This is a genomic window from Streptomyces sp. NPDC043853 (assembly GCF_056436025.1).
Genome location: NZ_JBWKDJ010000003.1, coordinates 407,101 through 426,077 on the forward strand (window position 1 = coordinate 407,101; position 18,977 = coordinate 426,077).

The 18,977-nt window shown below is 73.2% G+C and carries 14 protein-coding genes; 6 read left to right on the forward strand and 8 right to left on the reverse strand.

Going from position 1 to position 18,977, the window contains the following annotated elements; all coding sequences use genetic code 11:
- Positions 1-49: 49 nt before the first annotated feature.
- Together AC067U_RS10655 and AC067U_RS10660 are read left to right on the forward strand one after the other, a co-directional pair.
- Positions 50-1,009: an ArsR/SmtB family transcription factor gene (locus AC067U_RS10655; RefSeq protein ID WP_478829579.1), complete on the forward strand. Its 960-nt coding sequence runs from the start codon at positions 50-52 to the stop codon at positions 1,007-1,009.
- A gap of 122 nt (positions 1,010-1,131) precedes the next feature.
- Positions 1,132-1,500 (forward strand): hypothetical protein, encoded by a 369-nt coding sequence (locus tag AC067U_RS10660; RefSeq protein WP_478829271.1) that lies wholly within the window; start codon positions 1,132-1,134, stop codon positions 1,498-1,500.
- A 63-nt stretch (positions 1,501-1,563) separates the two neighbouring features.
- On the opposite strand, the gene AC067U_RS10665 is transcribed toward AC067U_RS10660, so the two are convergent.
- A complete protein-coding gene (locus AC067U_RS10665; protein WP_478829272.1) occupies positions 1,564-2,010 on the reverse strand; it encodes a hypothetical protein in 447 nt (148 codons plus the stop codon).
- A 153-nt stretch (positions 2,011-2,163) separates the two neighbouring features.
- Between AC067U_RS10665 and AC067U_RS10670 the strand changes: the two genes are divergently transcribed.
- Positions 2,164-3,165 (forward strand): pirin family protein, encoded by a 1,002-nt coding sequence (locus tag AC067U_RS10670; RefSeq protein WP_478829273.1) that lies wholly within the window; start codon positions 2,164-2,166, stop codon positions 3,163-3,165.
- A 52-nt stretch (positions 3,166-3,217) separates the two neighbouring features.
- On the opposite strand, the gene AC067U_RS10675 is transcribed toward AC067U_RS10670, so the two are convergent.
- Together AC067U_RS10675 and AC067U_RS10680 are read right to left on the reverse strand one after the other, a co-directional pair.
- Positions 3,218-4,327: an AI-2E family transporter gene (locus AC067U_RS10675; protein WP_478829580.1), complete on the reverse strand. Its 1,110-nt coding sequence runs from the start codon at positions 4,325-4,327 to the stop codon at positions 3,218-3,220.
- Between the two features lie 85 nt (positions 4,328-4,412).
- Positions 4,413-6,608: an ATP-binding SpoIIE family protein phosphatase gene (locus tag AC067U_RS10680; protein WP_478829274.1), complete on the reverse strand. Its 2,196-nt coding sequence runs from the start codon at positions 6,606-6,608 to the stop codon at positions 4,413-4,415.
- Between the two features lie 215 nt (positions 6,609-6,823).
- Between AC067U_RS10680 and aspS the strand changes: the two genes are divergently transcribed.
- Both aspS and AC067U_RS10690 read left to right on the forward strand, forming a co-directional pair.
- On the forward strand, positions 6,824-8,656 hold the full coding sequence (gene aspS, locus AC067U_RS10685; protein ID WP_478829275.1) for an aspartate--tRNA ligase: 1,833 nt from the start codon (positions 6,824-6,826) through the stop codon (positions 8,654-8,656).
- 184 nt (positions 8,657-8,840) lie between these two features.
- Complete coding sequence (locus AC067U_RS10690) at positions 8,841-9,443, forward strand: Uma2 family endonuclease (RefSeq protein ID WP_478829276.1); 603 nt, start codon at positions 8,841-8,843, stop codon at positions 9,441-9,443.
- A gap of 73 nt (positions 9,444-9,516) precedes the next feature.
- Here AC067U_RS10690 and AC067U_RS10695 read toward each other — a convergent pair whose 3' ends face one another.
- Positions 9,517-11,373, reverse strand: coding sequence for a VWA domain-containing protein (locus AC067U_RS10695; RefSeq protein WP_478829277.1), 1,857 nt, complete (start codon positions 11,371-11,373; stop codon positions 9,517-9,519).
- Positions 11,374-11,681: 308 nt separating this feature from the next.
- Between AC067U_RS10695 and AC067U_RS10700 the strand changes: the two genes are divergently transcribed.
- Positions 11,682-13,766 (forward strand): PhoX family protein, encoded by a 2,085-nt coding sequence (locus AC067U_RS10700; RefSeq protein ID WP_478829278.1) that lies wholly within the window; start codon positions 11,682-11,684, stop codon positions 13,764-13,766.
- A gap of 4 nt (positions 13,767-13,770) precedes the next feature.
- Here AC067U_RS10700 and AC067U_RS10705 read toward each other — a convergent pair whose 3' ends face one another.
- From AC067U_RS10705 to AC067U_RS10720, 4 genes are all read right to left on the reverse strand, one after another.
- Positions 13,771-15,042 (reverse strand): ATP-binding protein, encoded by a 1,272-nt coding sequence (locus tag AC067U_RS10705; protein ID WP_478829279.1) that lies wholly within the window; start codon positions 15,040-15,042, stop codon positions 13,771-13,773.
- A 15-nt stretch (positions 15,043-15,057) separates the two neighbouring features.
- Complete coding sequence (locus AC067U_RS10710; protein WP_478829280.1) at positions 15,058-15,780, reverse strand: hypothetical protein; 723 nt, start codon at positions 15,778-15,780, stop codon at positions 15,058-15,060.
- 75 nt (positions 15,781-15,855) lie between these two features.
- The gene (locus AC067U_RS10715) at positions 15,856-17,892 is read right to left on the reverse strand and encodes an FUSC family protein (protein ID WP_478829281.1); all 2,037 of its coding nucleotides are present in this window, start codon (positions 17,890-17,892) and stop codon (positions 15,856-15,858) included.
- A gap of 130 nt (positions 17,893-18,022) precedes the next feature.
- Entirely contained in the window at positions 18,023-18,868 is an 846-nt protein-coding gene (locus AC067U_RS10720) for a hypothetical protein (RefSeq protein ID WP_478829282.1), read from the reverse strand.
- Positions 18,869-18,977 lie beyond the last annotated feature (109 nt).

Consider the following 18,977-nt stretch of genomic DNA (forward strand, 5'->3'; position numbering starts at 1 on the left):
CGGGGGGCCGGCCGCCGGACCTCGGGAAGGGGGCGGGGCGTTGCTCAGGGTGCACTTCAGCGCGGAGGACCTGCTCGACGTCAGGTTCGCCGCCGAACCACTGCCGCTGGTCGAGCTCTGCCTCGCCCTGGCGGCCTGGCAGCGCACCGACCGGCCAGGGGTGTTCGCCCGGTGGCGCCGGCAGGTGGCGCGCGAACTCCCGGGCGACGCCCGCCCGCTGCTGGAACTGCTGCGCCCCGACGGGGACAACCCCGGCTTCGTCGAACCGCCGGTGCGGGAGCTCGACGCCGCCCTGGACGCCGTCCGCGAGGGCGGCCGGCACCTGCCGTACGAGGACCTGGTGCGGGTGGCGTCCCGTACCCGGAGCGGCGGCGACCCCGGGGGCTGGCTGCGCGGCCTGTGGGAGCAGGACCGCGAGGCCTGGGCGCTGCTGGACCGGGCGCTCCGCTCGGCGCACGAGGCCCTGATCGCCCCGCACCGGCGCGAGATCCGGCAGTCCTTCCGGGCCGACGTGGCCTGGCGCACCCGGATGCTGGCCGGGCACGGCATCAAGACCGCCCTGGCGGGCACCCACCCCGGCGCCTCCTGGTCCGGCACCACCCTGGAGGTCCCCGGCGGGCCGCGGTTCGAGGCCCTGCTCGGCGGTCGCGGGCTGACCCTGATGCCCTCGGCGTTCTGGACCGGCCGCCCCCTGCTGGCCCCCCGGGCGGACGGTTCCCACCTGCTGATCTACCCGGCGCTGACCCCGCTGCCGCTGGTCGCCCCGGCCGGTACGGACGGCTCGCTGGACGCCCTGCTGGGCCGCACCCGGGCAGCCGTCCTCCAACTGCTGACCGACCGGCGCACCACCAGCGAACTCGCCCGTGACCTGGGCATCTCCCTGCCCTCGGTGTCGGAGCACACCCGCACCCTGCGCGCGGCCGGCCTGATCACCACCGAGCGCGACGGCAAGGCGGTGCTGCACGCGGCGACCGGCCTGGGCGTGGACCTGCTGCGCAGCGGCGGCTGAACCGCCGCTGCGGCGGGGACCTTTCGGCGACCGCCGAAACCATCGCGGCCCCGGTGTGCCCTGCCGCAGTGTGTTGCCGCGGGGGGACGAGCCGCCCCGCTTCCACGGACCGGGAGGCACAGATGGCACGCATGTCGCTACGTACGAGGTTCGCCGCGACCGCGGCAGCCGGGATCATGTCGATCGGCACGGCACTGCTGACGGCCGGCCCGGCGCAGGCGGCCGCCACGGAAACCTGCGGGACCGAGTGGGCGTGCATTTACAAGGGGACGACGCAGGCCAGCGGCATCCGTGACGCCTACAAGATCTACGGCGTGTACCGGATCTACGGCTATGTCGGCCGCTACTTGGTCGTGAACAACCAGACGCACGACTGGAAGATCTGGCTGTGCCGGGACCTCTACGGCAAGAACTGCGACTTCGCCGTCTGGCCCGGTCACCCGGTGGTGGTGGACATGACCCCGTTCAATTCGGTGTCCATCGAGCCGTAGGCCGCCGGGGGCCGGCGCCGGGTACGGGGGTCCCGGCGTCGGCGCCGCTCGCCGCGCAGGGGGCTATGCCGCGGGGGTGGCGCCGCGGTGGGTCCACGCGGCGTAGCCGCACCAGACCGCGGCGGCGAGGACGACCGCGGCGGCTCCCGCCGCGAGCACCGGGGGCTCGGGGCGGAAGCCCAGGGCCAGCCGGGTGCCGAGCATGACCAGGGCGAAACCGACGCGGCCGGGGGAGTAGACCGCGATGCGGGCGGCGGTCGCCCGGAGCAGCCCGACCGCGAGCAGCCCGGTGGCGGCGCAGAGGCCGAACAGCGGCCAGAGGGGGCCGGGGGCCGCGCTCGGGATGCCGTACTCCTCCGGGCCCAGCCGCCAGGCCGAGGCGGCCCAGCCGAAGGCGACGGCGCAGGCCACCACGCCCAGTACCCAGAGCGCGTGGCGCCACCACGGTCCGGGCCGGAGCTCGCCCTCTTCCTCCCCGTCGGCGATGTCGTCGCCGTGCAAGATCTCCATCACGCGGGGGAAGACGCGCGGCGGCGGACGAAGGTTGGCAGGGCCATGAAGGTTCGCAGGGTCCCGGGGAATGTCCCCGGGACCGCTTCTGTTCTGCGGGTGTGGCAGAAAGTTCGAGTTTCAACTAAACTCGACGCAGAAGGAGGTCCGACCATGCCTGCTGTGACCGTGGAGAACCCGTTGACGCTCCCGCGCGTCGCCGAACCCCAGACGGCGGTGCCGCGCAAGGTGCTGGCCGTGACGACCGCACCCGCCGGGTTCGAGGGCGAGGGATTCCCGGTGCGCCGGGCCTTCGCCGGGATCAACTACCAGTACCTCGACCCGTTCATCATGATGGACCAGATGGGCGAGGTGGAGTACGCGCCGGGCGAGCCCAAGGGCACCCCCTGGCACCCGCACCGGGGCTTCGAGACCGTCACGTACCTGATCGACGGCACCTTCGTGCACCAGGACACCAACGGCGGCGGCGGAGTCATCAACGGCGGCGACACCCAGTGGATGACCGCGGGCTCCGGCCTGCTGCACATCGAGGCCCCGCCGGAGGCCCTCGTCGTGTCCGGCGGCCTGTTCCACGGCCTCCAGCTGTGGGTGAACCTGCCGGCCGCCGACAAGATGATGCCCCCGCGCTACCAGGACATCGGCGGCGGACAGGTCCAGCTGCTGACCACCCCCGACGGGGGTGCGCTGCTCCGCGTCATCGCCGGCGAGCTGGACGGGCACCACGGCCCCGGCATCACCCACACCCCGATCACGATGATCCACGCCACGGTCACCCCGGGGGCGCAGATCACCCTGCCCTGGCGGGAGGACTTCAACGGCCTCGCGTACGTCCTGGCCGGACGCGGCTCGGTGGGCGCCGAGCGGCGGCCGGTGCACACCGGCCAGACCGCCGTCTTCGGCGAGGGCGGCTCGCTGACCGTACGGGCTGACGAGTCGCAGGACTCCCACACCCCGGCCCTCGAAGTGGTGCTGCTGGGCGGCCGCCCGATCCGGGAGCCGATGGCGCACTACGGCCCGTTCGTGATGAACAGCCGTGCCGAACTCCAGCAGGCCTTCGAGGACTTCCAGGCCGGCCGGCTCGGCCGCATCCCCACCACCGAGCGGACCGGCCTGGGCCACCGGGGCACCGGCGAGGCCGAGAGCGAGACCGAGTGACGGGCTGACGGGCTGACGGGCCGGCGGGCACGGCCGCCGGCGGGCGGGGCCGCTAGGCCCCCGCTCCGTCGGCGGCCGTGCCCGCGGTCCCGGATCCTGCTCCGGTCCCCGCGTCGGCGGCTGCCCCGCCCTCGGGTTCGGCGTAGCGGGCCCGCAGTTCCGACAGGACGCCGAAGGCCGCCGCCGTCAGCGGGACGGCGAGCAGCATGCCCAGGATCCCGGCGATGCTCGCGCCCGCGGTGATGGTGAGCATCACCGCGGCGGGGTGCATCTGAACGGTCCGGCTCTGCACCACCGGCTGCAGTATGTTCCCCTCGATGACCTGCACGGCCAGGACCACGCCCAGCGCCCACAGGCCGACCGTCCAGCCGCCGTCGGCGAAGGCCACCAGGACCGCGACGGCGCCGGAGAGGAAGGCGCCGAGGTAGGGGATGTACGCGGTCACGAAGACCAGCGCGCCCAGGCCCACCGCTCCGGGCACCTTGAGCACGAGCAGGCCCACGGTGATGAGGACGGCGTCGATCAGCGCGATGAAGGTGGTGCCGCGCATGAAGCCCTCCACGGCCTCGTAGGCCCGGCGGCCCATCGCCTCGATCATGTCCCCGGAGCGGCTGGGGACCATGGAGCGGAGGGTGTCGGCGGCCCGGTGCGAGTCGCGCAGGAAGAAGAAGACCAGCACCATCGCCAGCAGCGCCGTCGCGAACATCTGGCCGACCACGCTGAGCCCGGTGATCACGCCGGAGGCGGCCGTGCCGCCGAACTTGGAGAGCAGGTCCCGGGAGTTCTTCGCGAGGTCCTCCAGGGAGGTGCCGGCCGCCCCGAAGTGCTCGGCGATGTCCCGGCCGGCCTTGCGCAACGAGTCGATGATCTCGTCGCCCGTCTGCACCAGCGCGACGCCCACGGCGTACGTGGCGCCGCCGACCAGGGCGACGACGGCGAGACAGGTCAGGGCGGCGGCGAGGGAACGGTTCACCCGCATCCGGATGAGGCGCCGGTGCATCGGCCCGAGCAGGGCCGTGCCGAGCAGCGCGAGCAGTGCGGGGGTGACGGCGGCCTTGAAGGTGATGCACAGCCAGACCAGCACCGCCGCCACACCGGTGACGAGGAGGAAGACGGCGCACCAGGCGGCGAGCCGCCGGACCGGTTCGGGGAGGAGGGAGATCGACACGGCGTCATCCAACCACGCGCCCTCCCCGGCCTCCTGGTCCCCGGCCTCCCGGTCCCGGTCCCGTGGCTCACGGCCCCGGTCAGCCGGAGGCGGGCTGCGACCGCTCGGACAGCTCGAACCAGATGGACTTGCCCTCGCCGCGCGGGTCCACGCCCCAGCGGTCCGCGAGCATCTCCATCAGCAGCACGCCGCGTCCGCTGGAGGCCATCTCGCCCGGTTGGCGCTTGTGCGGCAGTTCGTCGCTGGGGTCCGCCACCTCGACCCGGAAGCGGCGCGAGCCCAGCTCGCCGGCCGCCTCCGCGACCAGCAGGGCGTCCCCGTCGGTGTGCATGAGCACGTTGGCGAGCATCTCGGAGACCAGCAGCACCGCCGAGTCGACCTGGTCCTCGTCCGCCCAGTCGTGCAGCAGCTCGCGGACCTGGCGGCGGGCGCCGGAGATGCGCTCGGGTTCGGCCTGGGCCACCGTCAGCATGGTGCGGCGGGCCGGCCGGACCGGCTGGGCGAGCGCGCTGCCGCAGCCGGGGCCCGTGCCCTCCCGGCAGAGCAGCACCACCGCTATGTCGTCCTCGCGGCGGTCCGCCAGCGGGCCCGTGCTGTGGTGCGAGGAGGGGCCGTGTACGGCGGAGACCAGCAGGTCGGCGAGTTTCTCCAGGTCCACCGCGGCCTGCGACTCGGCTTCCAGGACGGCCCGCAGCCGGGCCCAGCCGGTGTCGAGGTCGTGCCCGCCGGTCTCGATGAGGCCGTCCGTGCACAGCATCACCGTCTCGCCGGGTTCGAGGGTGAACCGGGTCGTCGGGTAGTCGGTGTCGGGGACGATGCCCAGCGGGAGCCCGCCCGCCGTGGGACGCATCAGCACCGTCCCGTCGGCCATCCGGACCACCGGGTCGGGGTGGCCGGCCCGGGCCACCTCCAGCGTGCCGGTCTCCGGATCGCACTCCATGTAGAGGCAGGTGGCGAAGCGGGGGCCGGACACCTCCTCGTCCGCGGCCCCGTCGCCGCCCGCGGCCGTGCCCGGCGGGCCGGACGCGGAGGGGCCGCCGTAAGCGCCGTACGAGTCGGTCAGCCCGGCGAGGAAGCGGGAGGCGCGGGAGAGCACCGCGTCCGGCCGGTGGCCCTCCGAGGCGTACGCGCGCACCGCGATCCGGAGCTGGCCCATCAGCCCGGCCGCCCGTACGTCGTGGCCCTGTACATCGCCGATGACCAGCGCGAACCGGCCCGAGGGCAGCGGGATCATGTCGTACCAGTCGCCGCCGACCTGGAGGCCGCCGCCGGTGGGCACGTACCGCGCGGCCACCGTCATCCCGGGGATCTCCGGGCCGAGGGTGGGCATCATCGAACGCTGCAGGCCGGTGGTGAGCTCCCGCTCGGACTCGGCCACGCCGGCCCGCTGGAGGGCCTGGGCGAGCATCCGGGCGACGGTGGTCAGCACCGACCGCTCGTCGGGGGAGAAGGACACCGGGTGCTTGAAGGCGGCCATCCAGGCGCCCATGGTCCGTCCGGCCACGATCAGCGGTACGAACGCCCAGGAGGCCCGGCCGAAGCGCCGGGCCAGCGGCCAGGCGGCCGGATAGCGGCGCTGGTACTCCTCCGGGCTGGGCAGGTAGACCGCCCGGCCGGTGCGGACGACCTCCGCGGCCGGGTAGTCGGTCTCCAGCAGCATCTCGGTGAACGGGCCCTCGTCCCCGGGGTTGTGCCCGTGGTGGCCGATGATCGACAGCCGGTCGCCGGCCGCGCCGAACACCGCGAGCCCGTCCGGGGTGAACCCCGGCATCGACAGCGAGGCCGCGACCCGCAGCACCTCGGCCGTGGACCGGGCCTCGGCCAGCGCACGCCCGGCGTCCAGCAGGAAGGCCTCCCGGGAGCGCCGCCAGTCGCCGGTGACGGCGGTGTGCGCGCCGGTGGTGCCGGGCTGGAGTGCGGCGATCTCCTGGAGGGTGCCGATCAGCTGGTAGTCCGTACGGCCGTCCGCGGTGACGTTCTCCAGCGGTTTGGAGCGGCTGCGGACGGTGCGCAGGACGCGGCCCTCCCCGTCCATCACCCGGAGCAGGGCCTCGGCGAGGGTGCCCTCGGCGACGGCGAGGTTCACGATGCCGTTGATCTCGTTCCAGTCCACCGGGTGGAAACGGGAGCGGACGGCCACCTCGGGCAGGTCGACGTGCTCGGCGGGCAGGCCCAGCAGCCGGGCGGCCTCGTGGTCGAGGGTCACGATCCCGGAGGCGTTGTCCCAGCGCCACATGCCCGTCGCGGTGGCGGCCAGGACGTCCTCGGTGCGCATTACGTCATCTTTACAGGTCGCCCCCGTAAGCGGCCCGTCAGTGATCCCCCGGGTGGTCCGCGATGTGGTCCGCCGGTGGGCTGCCTGCGGGCCGCCGATGGGCTTCCGGCGGCCCGTTGTCCACAGGGCCGGTCCGTCGGCGGCCCCGTCCCGACCCGGACGGTAACCTTGGTGGGGTTGTATCCCACCTGCTATCGCGAAGAACTGGATGAATGATGCATCGGTACAGGTCCCACACCTGCGGCGAGCTCCGTGCCTCTGACGTCGGCGCCGACGTCCGGCTGAGCGGCTGGCTGCACAATCGTCGAGACCTGGGCGGCATCCTCTTCATCGATCTGCGCGACCACTACGGCATCACGCAGCTCGTCGCCCGCCCCGGCACCGCCGCCGCCGACGCCCTGGACAAGCTCTCCAAGGAGACCGTGGTCCGGGTCGACGGCAAGGTCGTCTCCCGCGGCGCCGAGAACATCAACCCCGAGCTGCCCACCGGCGAGATCGAGATCGAGGCCGTCGAGGTCGAGGTGCTCGGCGCGGCCGCCCCGCTGCCCTTCACGATCAACACCGACGACGGTGTGAACGAGGAGCGTCGCCTGGAGTACCGCTTCCTCGACCTGCGCCGCGAGCGCATGCACCGCAACATCATGCTGCGCTCCGCCGTGATCGCCTCGATCCGCCACAAGATGGTGGCCCTCGGCTTCAACGAGATGGCGACCCCGATCCTGACCGCGACCTCCCCCGAGGGCGCGCGCGACTTCGTGGTGCCGTCCCGTCTGAACCCGGGCAAGTTCTACGCGCTGCCGCAGGCCCCGCAGCAGTTCAAGCAGCTGCTGATGATCTCCGGCTTCGACCGCTACTTCCAGATCGCGCCCTGCTTCCGCGACGAGGACGCCCGCGCCGACCGCTCGCCGGGCGAGTTCTACCAGCTCGACGTGGAGATGTCCTTCGTCGAGCAGGAGGACGTCTTCCAGCCGATCGAGAAGCTGATGACCGAGCTCTTCACCGAGTTCGGCAACGGCCGCGAGGTCACCTCCCCGTTCCCGCGGATCCCGTTCCGCGAGTCGATGCTCAAGTACGGCAACGACAAGCCGGACCTGCGTGCCCAGCTGGAGCTCGTCGACATCACCGACGTGTTCGAGGCCTCCGAGTTCAAGGCGTTCGCCGGCAAGCACGTCCGCGCCCTGCCGGTGCCGGACACCGCCGGCCAGCCGCGCAAGTTCTTCGACGGCCTGGGCGACTTCGCGGTCTCGCTCGGCGCGAAGGGCCTGGCCTGGGTGCGCGTCGGCGAGGACGGCTCGCTGACCGGCCCGATCGCCAAGTTCCTCACCGAGGAGAACGTCAAGGTCCTGACCGAGCGTCTGGGTCTGGTGGCCGGCCACGCCGTGTTCTTCGGCGCGGGCGAGTTCGACGAGGTCTCCAAGATCATGGGCCCGGTCCGGGTCGAGGCCGCCAAGCGCGCCGGCCACTTCGAGGAGAACGTCTTCCGGTTCTGCTGGATCGTCGACTTCCCGATGTACGAGCGGGACGAGGAGACCGGCCGGATCGACTTCTCCCACAACCCGTTCTCCATGCCGCAGGGCGGCATGAAGGACCTGGAGGAGAAGGACCCCCTCGACATCCTGGCCTGGCAGTACGACATCGTCTGCAACGGCATCGAGCTGTCCTCCGGCGCCATCCGGAACCACGAGCCCGAGGTCATGCTGAAGGCGTTCGAGATCGCCGGCTACGAGGCGGAGACCGTGGAGCGCGAGTTCGCGGGCATGCTGCGCGCGTTCCGCCTCGGCGCCCCGCCGCACGGTGGCATCGCCCCGGGAGTGGACCGCATCGTGATGCTGCTGGCCGACGAGCCGAACATCCGCGAGACCATCGCCTTCCCGCTGAACGGCAACGCCCAGGACCTGATGATGGGCGCGCCCACGGTGCTGGAGGAGGCCCGCCTGCGCGAGCTGAACATCTCCCTGCGCAAGCCGGTCGAGGTCAAGTCGGCGGACGCCAAGCCGGCCGACGCCAAGCCGATCGCCGAGGCGGTCCACCCGGACGCGGCGCGCTGACGCGCGAGCCGTAGGCATATTCCGCGGGCATGTACCCGCATGGGTGAAAGGGCCCGGGATCTGCGGATCCCGGGCCCTTTCGCGTGCTCTGATGCCCGCCATGACGAAGCTGTCGGTGAAACCGGTCCCGCCCGGACCGAAACACGTACCGTGGAAGGCACCACCGATCCCGGAGGAGGCCGCCGTGGGCGCCGTCGATGAGAAGCAGCAGCCGGGTGTCCCGGGCATTCTGCGGCAGGACCAGTTCGAGGAACTGGCGCGGTACGGAGATCGGGTGGAGGAATCCCTTCGCCTGGAGTTCATCAGCGGGAAGGTGAGGGAGAAGGCCATGCCGGACGGTGACCACGGACGGATCATCGTCTGGCTCACGCAGTTGTGCATCCAGTCTCGGCAGGGCTGGTGGCTGTTCCCGGACCAGGGACTCCGTGTGGAGACGTACCGCAAGGGGAATGCCCGCCCCGACGGTTTGCTGGCGCCGATCGACACCTTCGTCGGGCAGGGCGAATGGGCGGAGCCCGACGGGGTGCTGATGGCCGTCGAGGTCACCTCGTATGACAGCGACACCGATCAGAGGGACCGGCAGGAGAAGCCTGCGGCGTACGCCCAGGCGGAGATCCCGGTCTACCTGCTGATCGACCGGGAGGTCTGCGAGGTCACGGTCTACAGCGAGCCGGAGGGCGGCAAGTACGGCAGGGCCGAGACGGCGGCTTTCGGGAAGACGGTGACCCTGCCGGACCCGGTCGGGATCGAGCTGGACACCGAGCCGCTGAAGGCATGGGTCCGCTGAGCGGAGGAGACCGGCCGGCCGTCTGACCGGCCGTGCCGCCCCCGGGTGACGGGGCCGGCACGGCCGTGGGCGATCAGAACCGGTCGAGGACGCCCTTGAGGAGGGCGGCCGAGGCCAGCTCGGCCGGGGCCGGGCCGGCGTGGAAGAAGCCGGCGTTGGGGGCGTCCAGCTTCCGGAGGAAGTCGAACGCCTTGTTGTCGGTGTCGCCGAAGGCGACGAACTGCCAGTGGATGTCGTGCGCGGCCGCGTCGGCGAGCGCCTGCTTGGCCGGCTGGCGGTTGTCGGGTGCGCCGTCCGTCTGGAACACGACGTACGCCGGGCCCTCGTACTGCGACTTCTCGTAGTGCTCGACGACGGCCTCGACGGCGCGGTGGTAGCTGGTGCGGCCCATGCGCCCGAGCTCGGCGTGCGTGCGCTCCACCCAGCCCTCGCTGTTGTCGAGGGTGAGGTCGGCGGTGCCGTCGATGTCCGTCGAGAAGAACACGGTGTGGACCGTGGCCTCCTCGTCGAGGTGCGCGGCGAGGGCGAGCGCGTGGTCGGCGAGGTGCTGGGCGCTGCCGTCCTTGTAGAACGGGCGCATGGACCCGGACCGGTCCAGCACGAGGTACACCTTGGCCCGTGCCCCGGTCCGGCCCTTGCCGCGCAGCACCTGCCCGGCGGCCTTGTACGCCCCGGCGACCCCGGGCGCCCGCCGCTTCACCGCAGCGAGCGCGAGGGCGGGCCCGGCCTCGGCGGGCACGGCCTCCGCCTCCGGCTCGGCCGGGGCGTCTTCTGCCTGCGCGGCGACCGGCTCGGGGGTGGTCTCGGCCTCGGCGGGGATCTCCTCGGCCTGGGCGGCGGCGGGCTCCGCCGTGGTCTCCGGCTCGGCCTCGACGGCCGGGGCCTCCGCCTGCGGCTCGGCGGGAGCGTCCTCGGCCTGGGCGGCGACCGGCTCGGGGGCGGTCTCCGGCTCCGTGGCGGGCGCGGGCTCCTGCGCCTGCGGCGCTTCGTCGGCCTGTGCCGCCGGCTCGGGTTCGGCGTTGACGGCCGGCTCGCTCTGCGCGGAGACCGGCTCGGCCACGGTCTCGGCCTCGGCCTCGACCTCGGCGGCCGGGGCCTCGGGCTGCACGGCCGCGTCGGCGGCCACCGGCTCCGCCTCGGCCTGCGGTTCGGCCGGGGCGTCCTCGGTCTGGGCGGCGACCGGCTCGGCGGGAGCGTCGTGGGTCTCCTGCGTCGCCGCGGCAACCGGCTCCGGGGCGACGGCCGGGGTCTCGGTCTCCGCCTCGGTGGGCGCCTGACCGGCGACCTCGGCCGTCTCCGCTTCGGTCGTCTCCGCTTCGGCGGCCTGCGCGGTGGCGACAGGGGCCTCGGCGTCGGTGACGGGCCCGGCCTCGGCCGCAGGCTCTGCCTCTGCCTGAGCCTCTGCTTCGGTCTCTGCCTCGGCAACGGGTTCGGCCGGGGCCTCGGCGGCGGCCGGCTCGGGCTCGGCAGGGGCCTCGGCCACCTCGGCGGCCACCGGTTCCTCGGTCACCTCGGCCACCTCGGCGGCCACCGGTTCCTCGGTCACCTCGGCCACCTCGGCGGCCACCGGCTCCGCAGGGGTCTCGGCCGCGGCCGGAGCCTCGGGCTGTTCGGCCGCCTCGGCGGCCACGGGCTTCGCAACCTCCGCCGGCGCCGGAGACGCCTCGCGGCGGGCTTCCGGGACGGTCGGGTCCGCGGCCGGGGCCGGGGCGGTCAGCAGGGTGCCGCGGTCGCGCGGAGCGGACTGCGGCGGGACGGTCGGATTGTCGAAGGACGCGGCCACGAGCGCCTCCGCCGCGTCCATCGGCGTCCGTGCGGCAGCCTGCGCCGGAAGGGCGGGCTGCTGAGTGACAGTGGGATCGATGGGAGTCTCCGGAACCGGCTCCGAGGAGCGCCCGAACACCTTGCGCAACAAGCTCCGAATACCCATGGGCGAGCCTTTCGCATGATTAGCGTGCGTCATTTGTCCGTCCTGCGCGGAAGATCCCTGCCCACAGTGGACACGTAAGGTTATCGGCCCCTTGGCTGGATCTTCGGGAGGGGCGCCCTTTCGGGGTGCCTGCCGGGGGTTCCTGGAGCCGCAGGAGTGAACTCCCGCTCTGACCCGTCGCGTTCACGCAGCGTTCATCCACGTGCCGCCGTAGTGGCGCAACGCCCACTTACCGTCACCGCTGGATTCGTTCCGACACGTTGTCGGCGCAGGGGGCGTCGCCGTGTACCTACCCGGAGGACGCCGTCGTGCGCAAGCTGCTGCCCCTTTTGTCCAACAATCACGGAGGCAACCGTTCCGCTCTCACCTGCCGTTACCGGTGTGGTGACGCGTGCTTCCACGAGGTGCCCAACACCAGCGACAACGAGTACGCGGGCGACGTCATAGCCAAGGCCTACTCCCGCCGGTCCATGATGCGCGCCGCCGCCGTGGTCACCGTCGCCGGTGCCGTCGGCAGCTCCATCGCGGTGAGCCAGAGCGGCGGCACCGCCGTGGCCGCCGAGGGTGACGCGGCCGCCGCCGGCGCCGAGTCCGCCGGCCAGGCCGCCCGCGGCCTCCGCTTCGCCTCGGTCGCCCCGAACACCGCCGACCAGGTCACCATCCCCGAGGGCTACGCGCAGAACGTGGTCATCAAGTGGGGCGACCCGATCATCAAGGGCGCCCCGGGCTTCAACGCCGACAAGCAGACCGCCGCCGCCCAGGCCGGTCAGTTCGGCTACAACAACGACTTCCTCAGCCTGCTCCCGTTCGGCAGCGGCTACGAGCGCCAGCAGCTGCTCGTCGCCAACCACGAGTACACCGACGAAGTCCTGATGTTCAAGGGCTACGACCCGGCCAACCCCACCAAGGAGCAGGTCGAGATCGCCTGGGCCGCGCACGGCCTGTCCGTGGTCGTCGTCCAGGAGGACCACCGCAGCGGCAAGCTGACCGCCGTCAGCCGCCACCAGCTCAACCGCCGCCTCCACACGACCAGCGAGTTCCGCCTCACCGGCCCGGCCGCCGGCAGCGACCTGCTGAAGACCTCCGTCGACGCGTCCGGCACGAAGGTGCTCGGCACCCTCAACAACTGCGCCGGCGGCACCACCCCGTGGGGCACCACCCTCCACGGCGAGGAGAACTTCAACCAGTACTTCGCCAACGGCGGCTCCGTCACCGAGCCCGTCCAGGCCGCCCGCCTCAAGCGCTACGGCATCACCGGCGCCGCCTCCGAGCGCAAGTGGGAGCGTTTCGACAAGCGCTTCGACGTCGCCCAGGAGCCCAACGAGGCCAACCGCTTCGGCTGGGTCGTCGAGCTCGACCCGTACGACCCGAACTCCGTGCCGCGCAAGCGCACCGCGCTGGGCCGCTTCAAGCACGAGGCCGCGCAGCCCCGCCTCACCGAGGACGGCCGTCCGGTCGTCTACATGGGCGACGACGAGCGCTTCGACTACTTCTACAAGTTCGTCTCCAGCAAGCAGATGAAGAAGGGCAACAGCCGCGCCGCGAAGGAGCACAACCTCACGCTCCTCGACGAGGGCACCCTCTACGTCGCCAAGCTGACCGGCGACTCCCCGGCCGAGCAGATCGACGGCAGCGGCAAGTACCCCTCGGACGGCCAGTTCGACGGCACCGGCGTGTGGATCCCGCTCGCCACCGGCAACGTCTCGCACGTGGAGGGCTTCACCGCCGAGGAGGTGTACATCTTCACGCGGCAGGCCGCCGACAAGGTGGGCGCCACCAAGATGGACCGCCCCGAGGACGTCGAGCCCTCGCCGCGCACCGGCCGGGTCTACGTCGCGCTGACCAACAACACCAAGCGCGGTACCGCCGGCGCGGCCCCCGCCGACGAGGCCAACCCGCGCAACGCCAACAAGCACGGCCAGATCCTGGAGCTCGCGGAGAGCTTCGACGACCCGGCCGGCGACGCCTTCGCCTGGCGCCTGTTCCTGGTCGCCGGTGACCCGGGCGACCCGGCCACCTACTTCGCGGGCTTCCCGAAGGACAAGGTCAGCCCGATCTCCTGCCCGGACAACGTGGCCTTCGACCCGCACGGCAACCTGTGGATCTCCACCGACGGCAACCAGCTCGGTTCGCACGACGGCCTGTTCGGCGTCGCGGTCAGCGGCGAGCGCCGCGGCGAGCTGAAGCAGTTCCTGACCGTGCCCAAGGGCGCGGAGACCTGCGGCCCGCTCATCCAGGACAAGCGGGTGCTGGTCTCCGTCCAGCACCCGGGCGAGATCGACGGCGCCAGCGTGGAGAACCCGGCCTCGGCGTGGCCCGACGGCCCGGGCAAGATGGTCCGCCCGGCGGTCGTGAGCGTCTGGCGCAAGGACGGCCGCAACATCGGCGTCTGACCCGTCAGTTCTCTTCGGCCCGCTCGTCCTGTCCCTCGTCGAGGGGCAGGACGAGCTTCGTCAGCGCGCCGCCGTCCGGCGCGTTGGCGAAGATCAGTCCGATCTTCAGGACCGCGGCCTGGCCCACCACGATGGTCAGGCCCAGGCCGTGGCCCCGGCCCCGCCCCGGATCCCCGGTGCGGAAGCGCATGGGGCCGGCTTCGATCAGCTCGGGCGGATAGCCCGGGCCGTGGTCGCGGACCGCGACCTCCGGGCCGTCCACGGTCACCTCTACCGGTGGACGGCCGTGCCGTTGGGCGTTGACCAGCAGGTTCGCCAGGATCCGGTCCAGCCTTCGGCGGTCGGTGAGCACCACCGCGTCCCGTACGACCGTGACCTCGGCGGCGGTGGCTCCGGCAGCCGTTCCCGCCGCGACGATCCGGCGTACCACCGGGCCCAGTTCGAGGGGTTCGAGGTCGGCGCGCTCCACCCCGGAGTCCAGCCGGGAGATCTCCAGCAGGTCTTCGGTGAGCAGGTGCAGCGCCCGTAGCCGGTCGTTGATCATTTCCTTGGGTCGGCCCTCGGGCAGCAGCGAGGCCGCGGCGAGGGAGCCGGTCAGCGGGGTGCGCAGCTCGTGCGCGACGTCCGCGGTGAAGCGCTTCTCCGCCTCCAGCCGGGACTGCAGGGACTCGGCCATGGTGTCCAGGGCGAGGGCCACGTCGCGGACTTCGTCCCGGTGGCGGCGGCCGTCGCGGGTGTCCTCGGCGGGCAGGCCCACCCGGGCGTCGAGGTCCCCCGCGCTGATCCTGCGGGCCACGGCGGCGGTGGTGGACAGGCGGCGGCTGATCCGGCCGGCGAGGAACAGGCCGGCCAGGGTGACCAGCGCGGCGGCCAGCGCGGAGGCCGCGAGGATGGCCACGTCGAGGTCCCGGAGCCGGCGTCGGGTCTCCCCGTACGGCGCCCAGACCGCGAGCGGCTTGCCGTCGGCGGGGCCGGCCGCCCACATCACGGGCTTGCCGTCGCGTTCGCCGGTCATGCTGCCGGTGTCACCGCGGGCCACGAGGCGGCGCAGCGGGGCGGGCAGCCCGGGCGGGTCCAGGGCGCTCTTCTTCGGGTCGAGCGCGGTGCCGTACTCGTACGAGGCGAGCGCGAATTCCAGTTCGGCGCGGATCTCCTTGCGGACCTCGCCGACGATCTGCCGGGCCACCACGTCGTGCACGAGGACGCCGAGGACGGCGGCGACCGTGCAGCACACGGCGGTGGTGCTGGCCGCGATCTTCCACCGGAGGCTGCCCATGCGTCGCCGGTCCCCTCAGGTCCCGATCTGCGGGCACAGCTCGGAACCCTGCTCGGGGGCGGGGCAGTCGTCGAGGCTGAGCTGGGCGAGGTCCATGTTCCCGGTGCGCGGGTCCCAGACGTAGTCGGAGACGGCGACGAGGCGGGGATTGGACGTGGGCTCGCGCACCGCGAGGTGCTCGGCGGCCACCTCGACGCCCTCCAGCACGGCCCGGCGGGACAGGACCCGGGTGATGCGGCCGTTGCGCACGGTGTAGACGCGCAGTTCGCTGAGCCGGCCGTCCAGGTCCACGGCGGTGATCAGGTCCTCCTTGCCGTCCCCGGTGAGGTCGTGCAGCACGGGCGGCCGGACGGGGCAGTCCTTGCCGCGGTCCGCTCCTTCGCCGCGGCTGTCCACAGCCTGTGTACAGCGCGCGAGCCGCCCGACCGCCCGGGGGTCGACGAGCCGGCCGGTGCCGCCGTCCTGCCGGGCGGCGGAGGCGAAGTCCGCGCGGAGGACGCCGATCGGGTCGACCCCGCGCATGCTGCCGGAGGGCACGGCCGGCAGGCCGGGGACGGCGGCGGGTGCGCCGGGCGTCTGCCCGGGCGGCGGCGGGGACGGCCGCAGCCCCTTCCACAGCGTCAGCGGGGCGTGTGCCCGACCGAGATCGCCTTCGCTCTGCAGCCCCTCGATGTCCGCGCAGCCGGCCGCTGCCGCGAGGAGGGCGCCCGTGGCCGCCATGGCCGTGCGATACCGCATGCCTTCGATGCTCCCCCGCTCCGGCACACCCGGCCCGGCCCGGCACCCGTCCGGGGGACCCCGCGCCGGGCCGCGTCAGGACGGGGACGTGATGGCGCGGGCGGCGGCCACCTCCTGGCGGAGCGGGGAGAGGACGCCCGGCTCGTGGGCGTTCAGGGCGGCCTGGACCGCGTAGGGTTCGGCACTGCTGCGGATGCCGTCCGCGAGGCCGTGCAGCTCGGCGACGACCTCCGTGACCTCCTCGGGCGATGGCGGCGGCGCGCCGTGGTTGACGCGGACCCGGGCCGCCGTCGTCGCGTCCACGATCCGTTCCACCGCCACCACCAGCGGCCACCACGCAGCCGCCCGGGCACCCGTCGGCGGCGGCTCCGTCAGGGCCCGCTGGAACTCGCAGCGCACCGACGACAGGTCGCGGTAGATCCGGCGCCGGGCCTGGAGCCGGACCGTACGGGCCGCCCGTACGGCCGCTTCCGGATCGGCGGCGGAACCCGCCGGCAGCGGCCCGAAGGCCCGCTCCACGTACCCCGCGGCGTCGTCCACCGCGTCCGCCAGCCGGTCGCCGATCCGGGTGTGCCAGCTCTCCGGCCACAGCAGGTAGCCCGCGACGAGTACGATCCCGCAGCCGATCAGGCTGTCCAGCAGCCGCGGGCGGATCAGGTCGAAGCCGGCATGGTTGAGCAGGTCGGACAGCAGCAGGATCACCGGGGTGATCGCCGCGGTCTGGAAGGCGTACCCCTTCACCGAGAAGGCCGGGATGAGCGCCCCCAGCACCAGCATCACCGGAACGTCCCACCAGCCGCGGGGCACCTCGCCCAGCACCGCCGCCGCGATCACCAGACCGCCCGCCGTGCCCAGCGCGCGCAGCACCGCCCGCGAGAACACCGACCCGAAGTCGGGTTTGAGGACGAAGGTGACCGTCAGCGGTACCCAGTACGAGTGCTCGACCTCGACCACCGACACCAGCGCCTGGGCGAGCCCGATGCACAGGGCCAGCCGCAGGCCGTAGCGCCAGGAGGCCCCCGAGAACAGCACCCCGCGGGCCGCCCGGCGCACCCGGATCCGCAGGGCCGCGGGACGGCCGAGCCGGTCGTCGATGTTGTGCCGGTACGGGTCCCGCTCCGCGACGACGTCGGCGGCGTGCCGCAGCCCGGTGTCGATGGCCCGCGCGGACTGCACGCCCGCGGGCGGCTCCGGCAGCTCCAGGACCACCCGCTCGGCGCGTCCCGACTCCACGGCGTCGGCGAGCCGCCGTACCGCCGCGGGGATCTCCCGCGGCAGCGGCCGCCCGCGCAGGTGCGCCGCGGGTGCCGCCTCGACCAGCGGGATGACGGCGTTGAGCTGCGCCAGCATCCGCACCAGCGAGGGGCTCCGGCCGTGCACCCGGGCCCGCCGCCCCAGCACCAGGTCGTACGCCTGGTCGAGCGCCTGGGTGACGGCGTGCCGGTGCTCCTCGTACGCGGACGGGGGCCCGCCCGCCGCCTCCAGCAGCCCGGCCAGCGAGCGGTACGTCGCCGCGACCGCGGCCCGTTCGGGCTGCCGCCCGCGCAGCGGCCAGCCCAGCAGGGTGAGCAGCAGCACGAACAGTCCGCCGGCGGCGAGCAGTACGGGCGCGGTCCACCAGGGCTCCGGCATCGGGATTCCGGCCCCGACCACGGCGTTGAGCAGGAGCAGCAGCCCCGCGACGGAGGCGACCGTGCCGATCGTGGAGATCATCCCGGAGACAAGCGCGACCAGGGTGAGCACCCCGACGGCGACCCAGCCCCGGCCGTAGGCGAGGGTGCCGAGGGCCACGCCGGCCGCGCCGAACAGCTGCGGCACGGCGATGTTCAGGATCCGCATCCGGTACGCGTCGGCGGTGTCGCCGATCACCCCGGACAGGGCGCCCATGGAGACGAGCGCACCGTACTCGGGCTCGTCCAGGGCGAAACCGGCGGCGAGCGGCGCGGACAGGGCGATGCCGGCCCGCACCACGGCGGCCCAGGGCACGGGCGCGGAGCTCGGGCGCAGTCCCTTGAGCAGCCAGCCGGGCGGGGCGAGGGGACTCCGGCGGTGCCGGTCCGGTCGGGCCGCCGCCGAGGACCCGGGCGGAGTCGGTATCTGTTCCGTGTTCATGCCCTTTCCGTGCCTTACCGGTGCTTCCGTGCCCAACCGGTTTCCCTGTGCTTAACCGGTGCTTCCGTGCCTTACCGGTTCCTCCGTGCGCTACCGGTCCTCTTGTGTCCTTCTGCGGATGAGTCCGAGCTTATGGGGTGCCGGGGCGGCCGCGGGTGCGGCGCAGGCGGCCCGTCAGCCAGGCGGCGAGCGCCACGGCGAGTCCGACGGCCAGCACCACCCAGGCGGTGGTGCGCAGGAACGCGGTCAGCGCGTCGTAGACGGCCTCGGCCGCCGGCCGGTCCACATCGGGCGGCAGGTCGCGCAGGACCATCCGGCGGCAGACCAGCACCGCGATCCACAGCAGCCCGGCCCCGACGGCCAGCCCGAGGCCGGTGGCCAGGACCGCGCGTCGGCGGCGGACGGCGACCGCCACCGCCCCCACGGCGAGCAGCAGGGTCAGCACGGGCAGCCAGATGCCGGCGATCTGCAGCATGCGGAAGACCCTCCGGAGCGCGCCGAGGTTGTCGTACTGGACGACCTCGATCTCGGTGTGGGTGACGGGGATGCGGTCGGCGAACGGCACCCCGTCGGCCACCAGCTGTCCCTTGATCTGCTGCACCACCGGGGCGAGGTCGAGGGTGACGGCGTTGCCTTCACCGGTGGTCAGGGCCTTGAGGAAGGCAGCGTGCGCGGCCCGGTTCGCGGTGTCCCAGGCGGTCCGGTAGGCCGGGGTGCCGGTGAAGGAGCCCAGTGCCTCCGAGAGCAGGGCCTCCACCCCGCCCTGGAACGGTCCGGCGTCGATCTGCCCGGAGATGGCCTTGGTCGCCTGGGTGACGACCACGTGCTGGACGGCGGGGTCCTCGGCGAGCGGGGACATGGCGGCGGTGTAGCGGTCGACGTCGCCCAGTTCGCGGTCGGCCCAGTACGCGACGGCGCTCAGCGGTACGAGGAGCGCCATGAGCGCGATGAGGACGGCCGAGACGAAGGTGCGCACGGCACCAGGGAACGACGGGGGCCGGGCGTGCCGCGACCGGTGGTGCTGCGTGCGGGTGGGGGCGGGCACCCGAAAGGGTTGATCGAATTAATCTGGATATGTAATATCC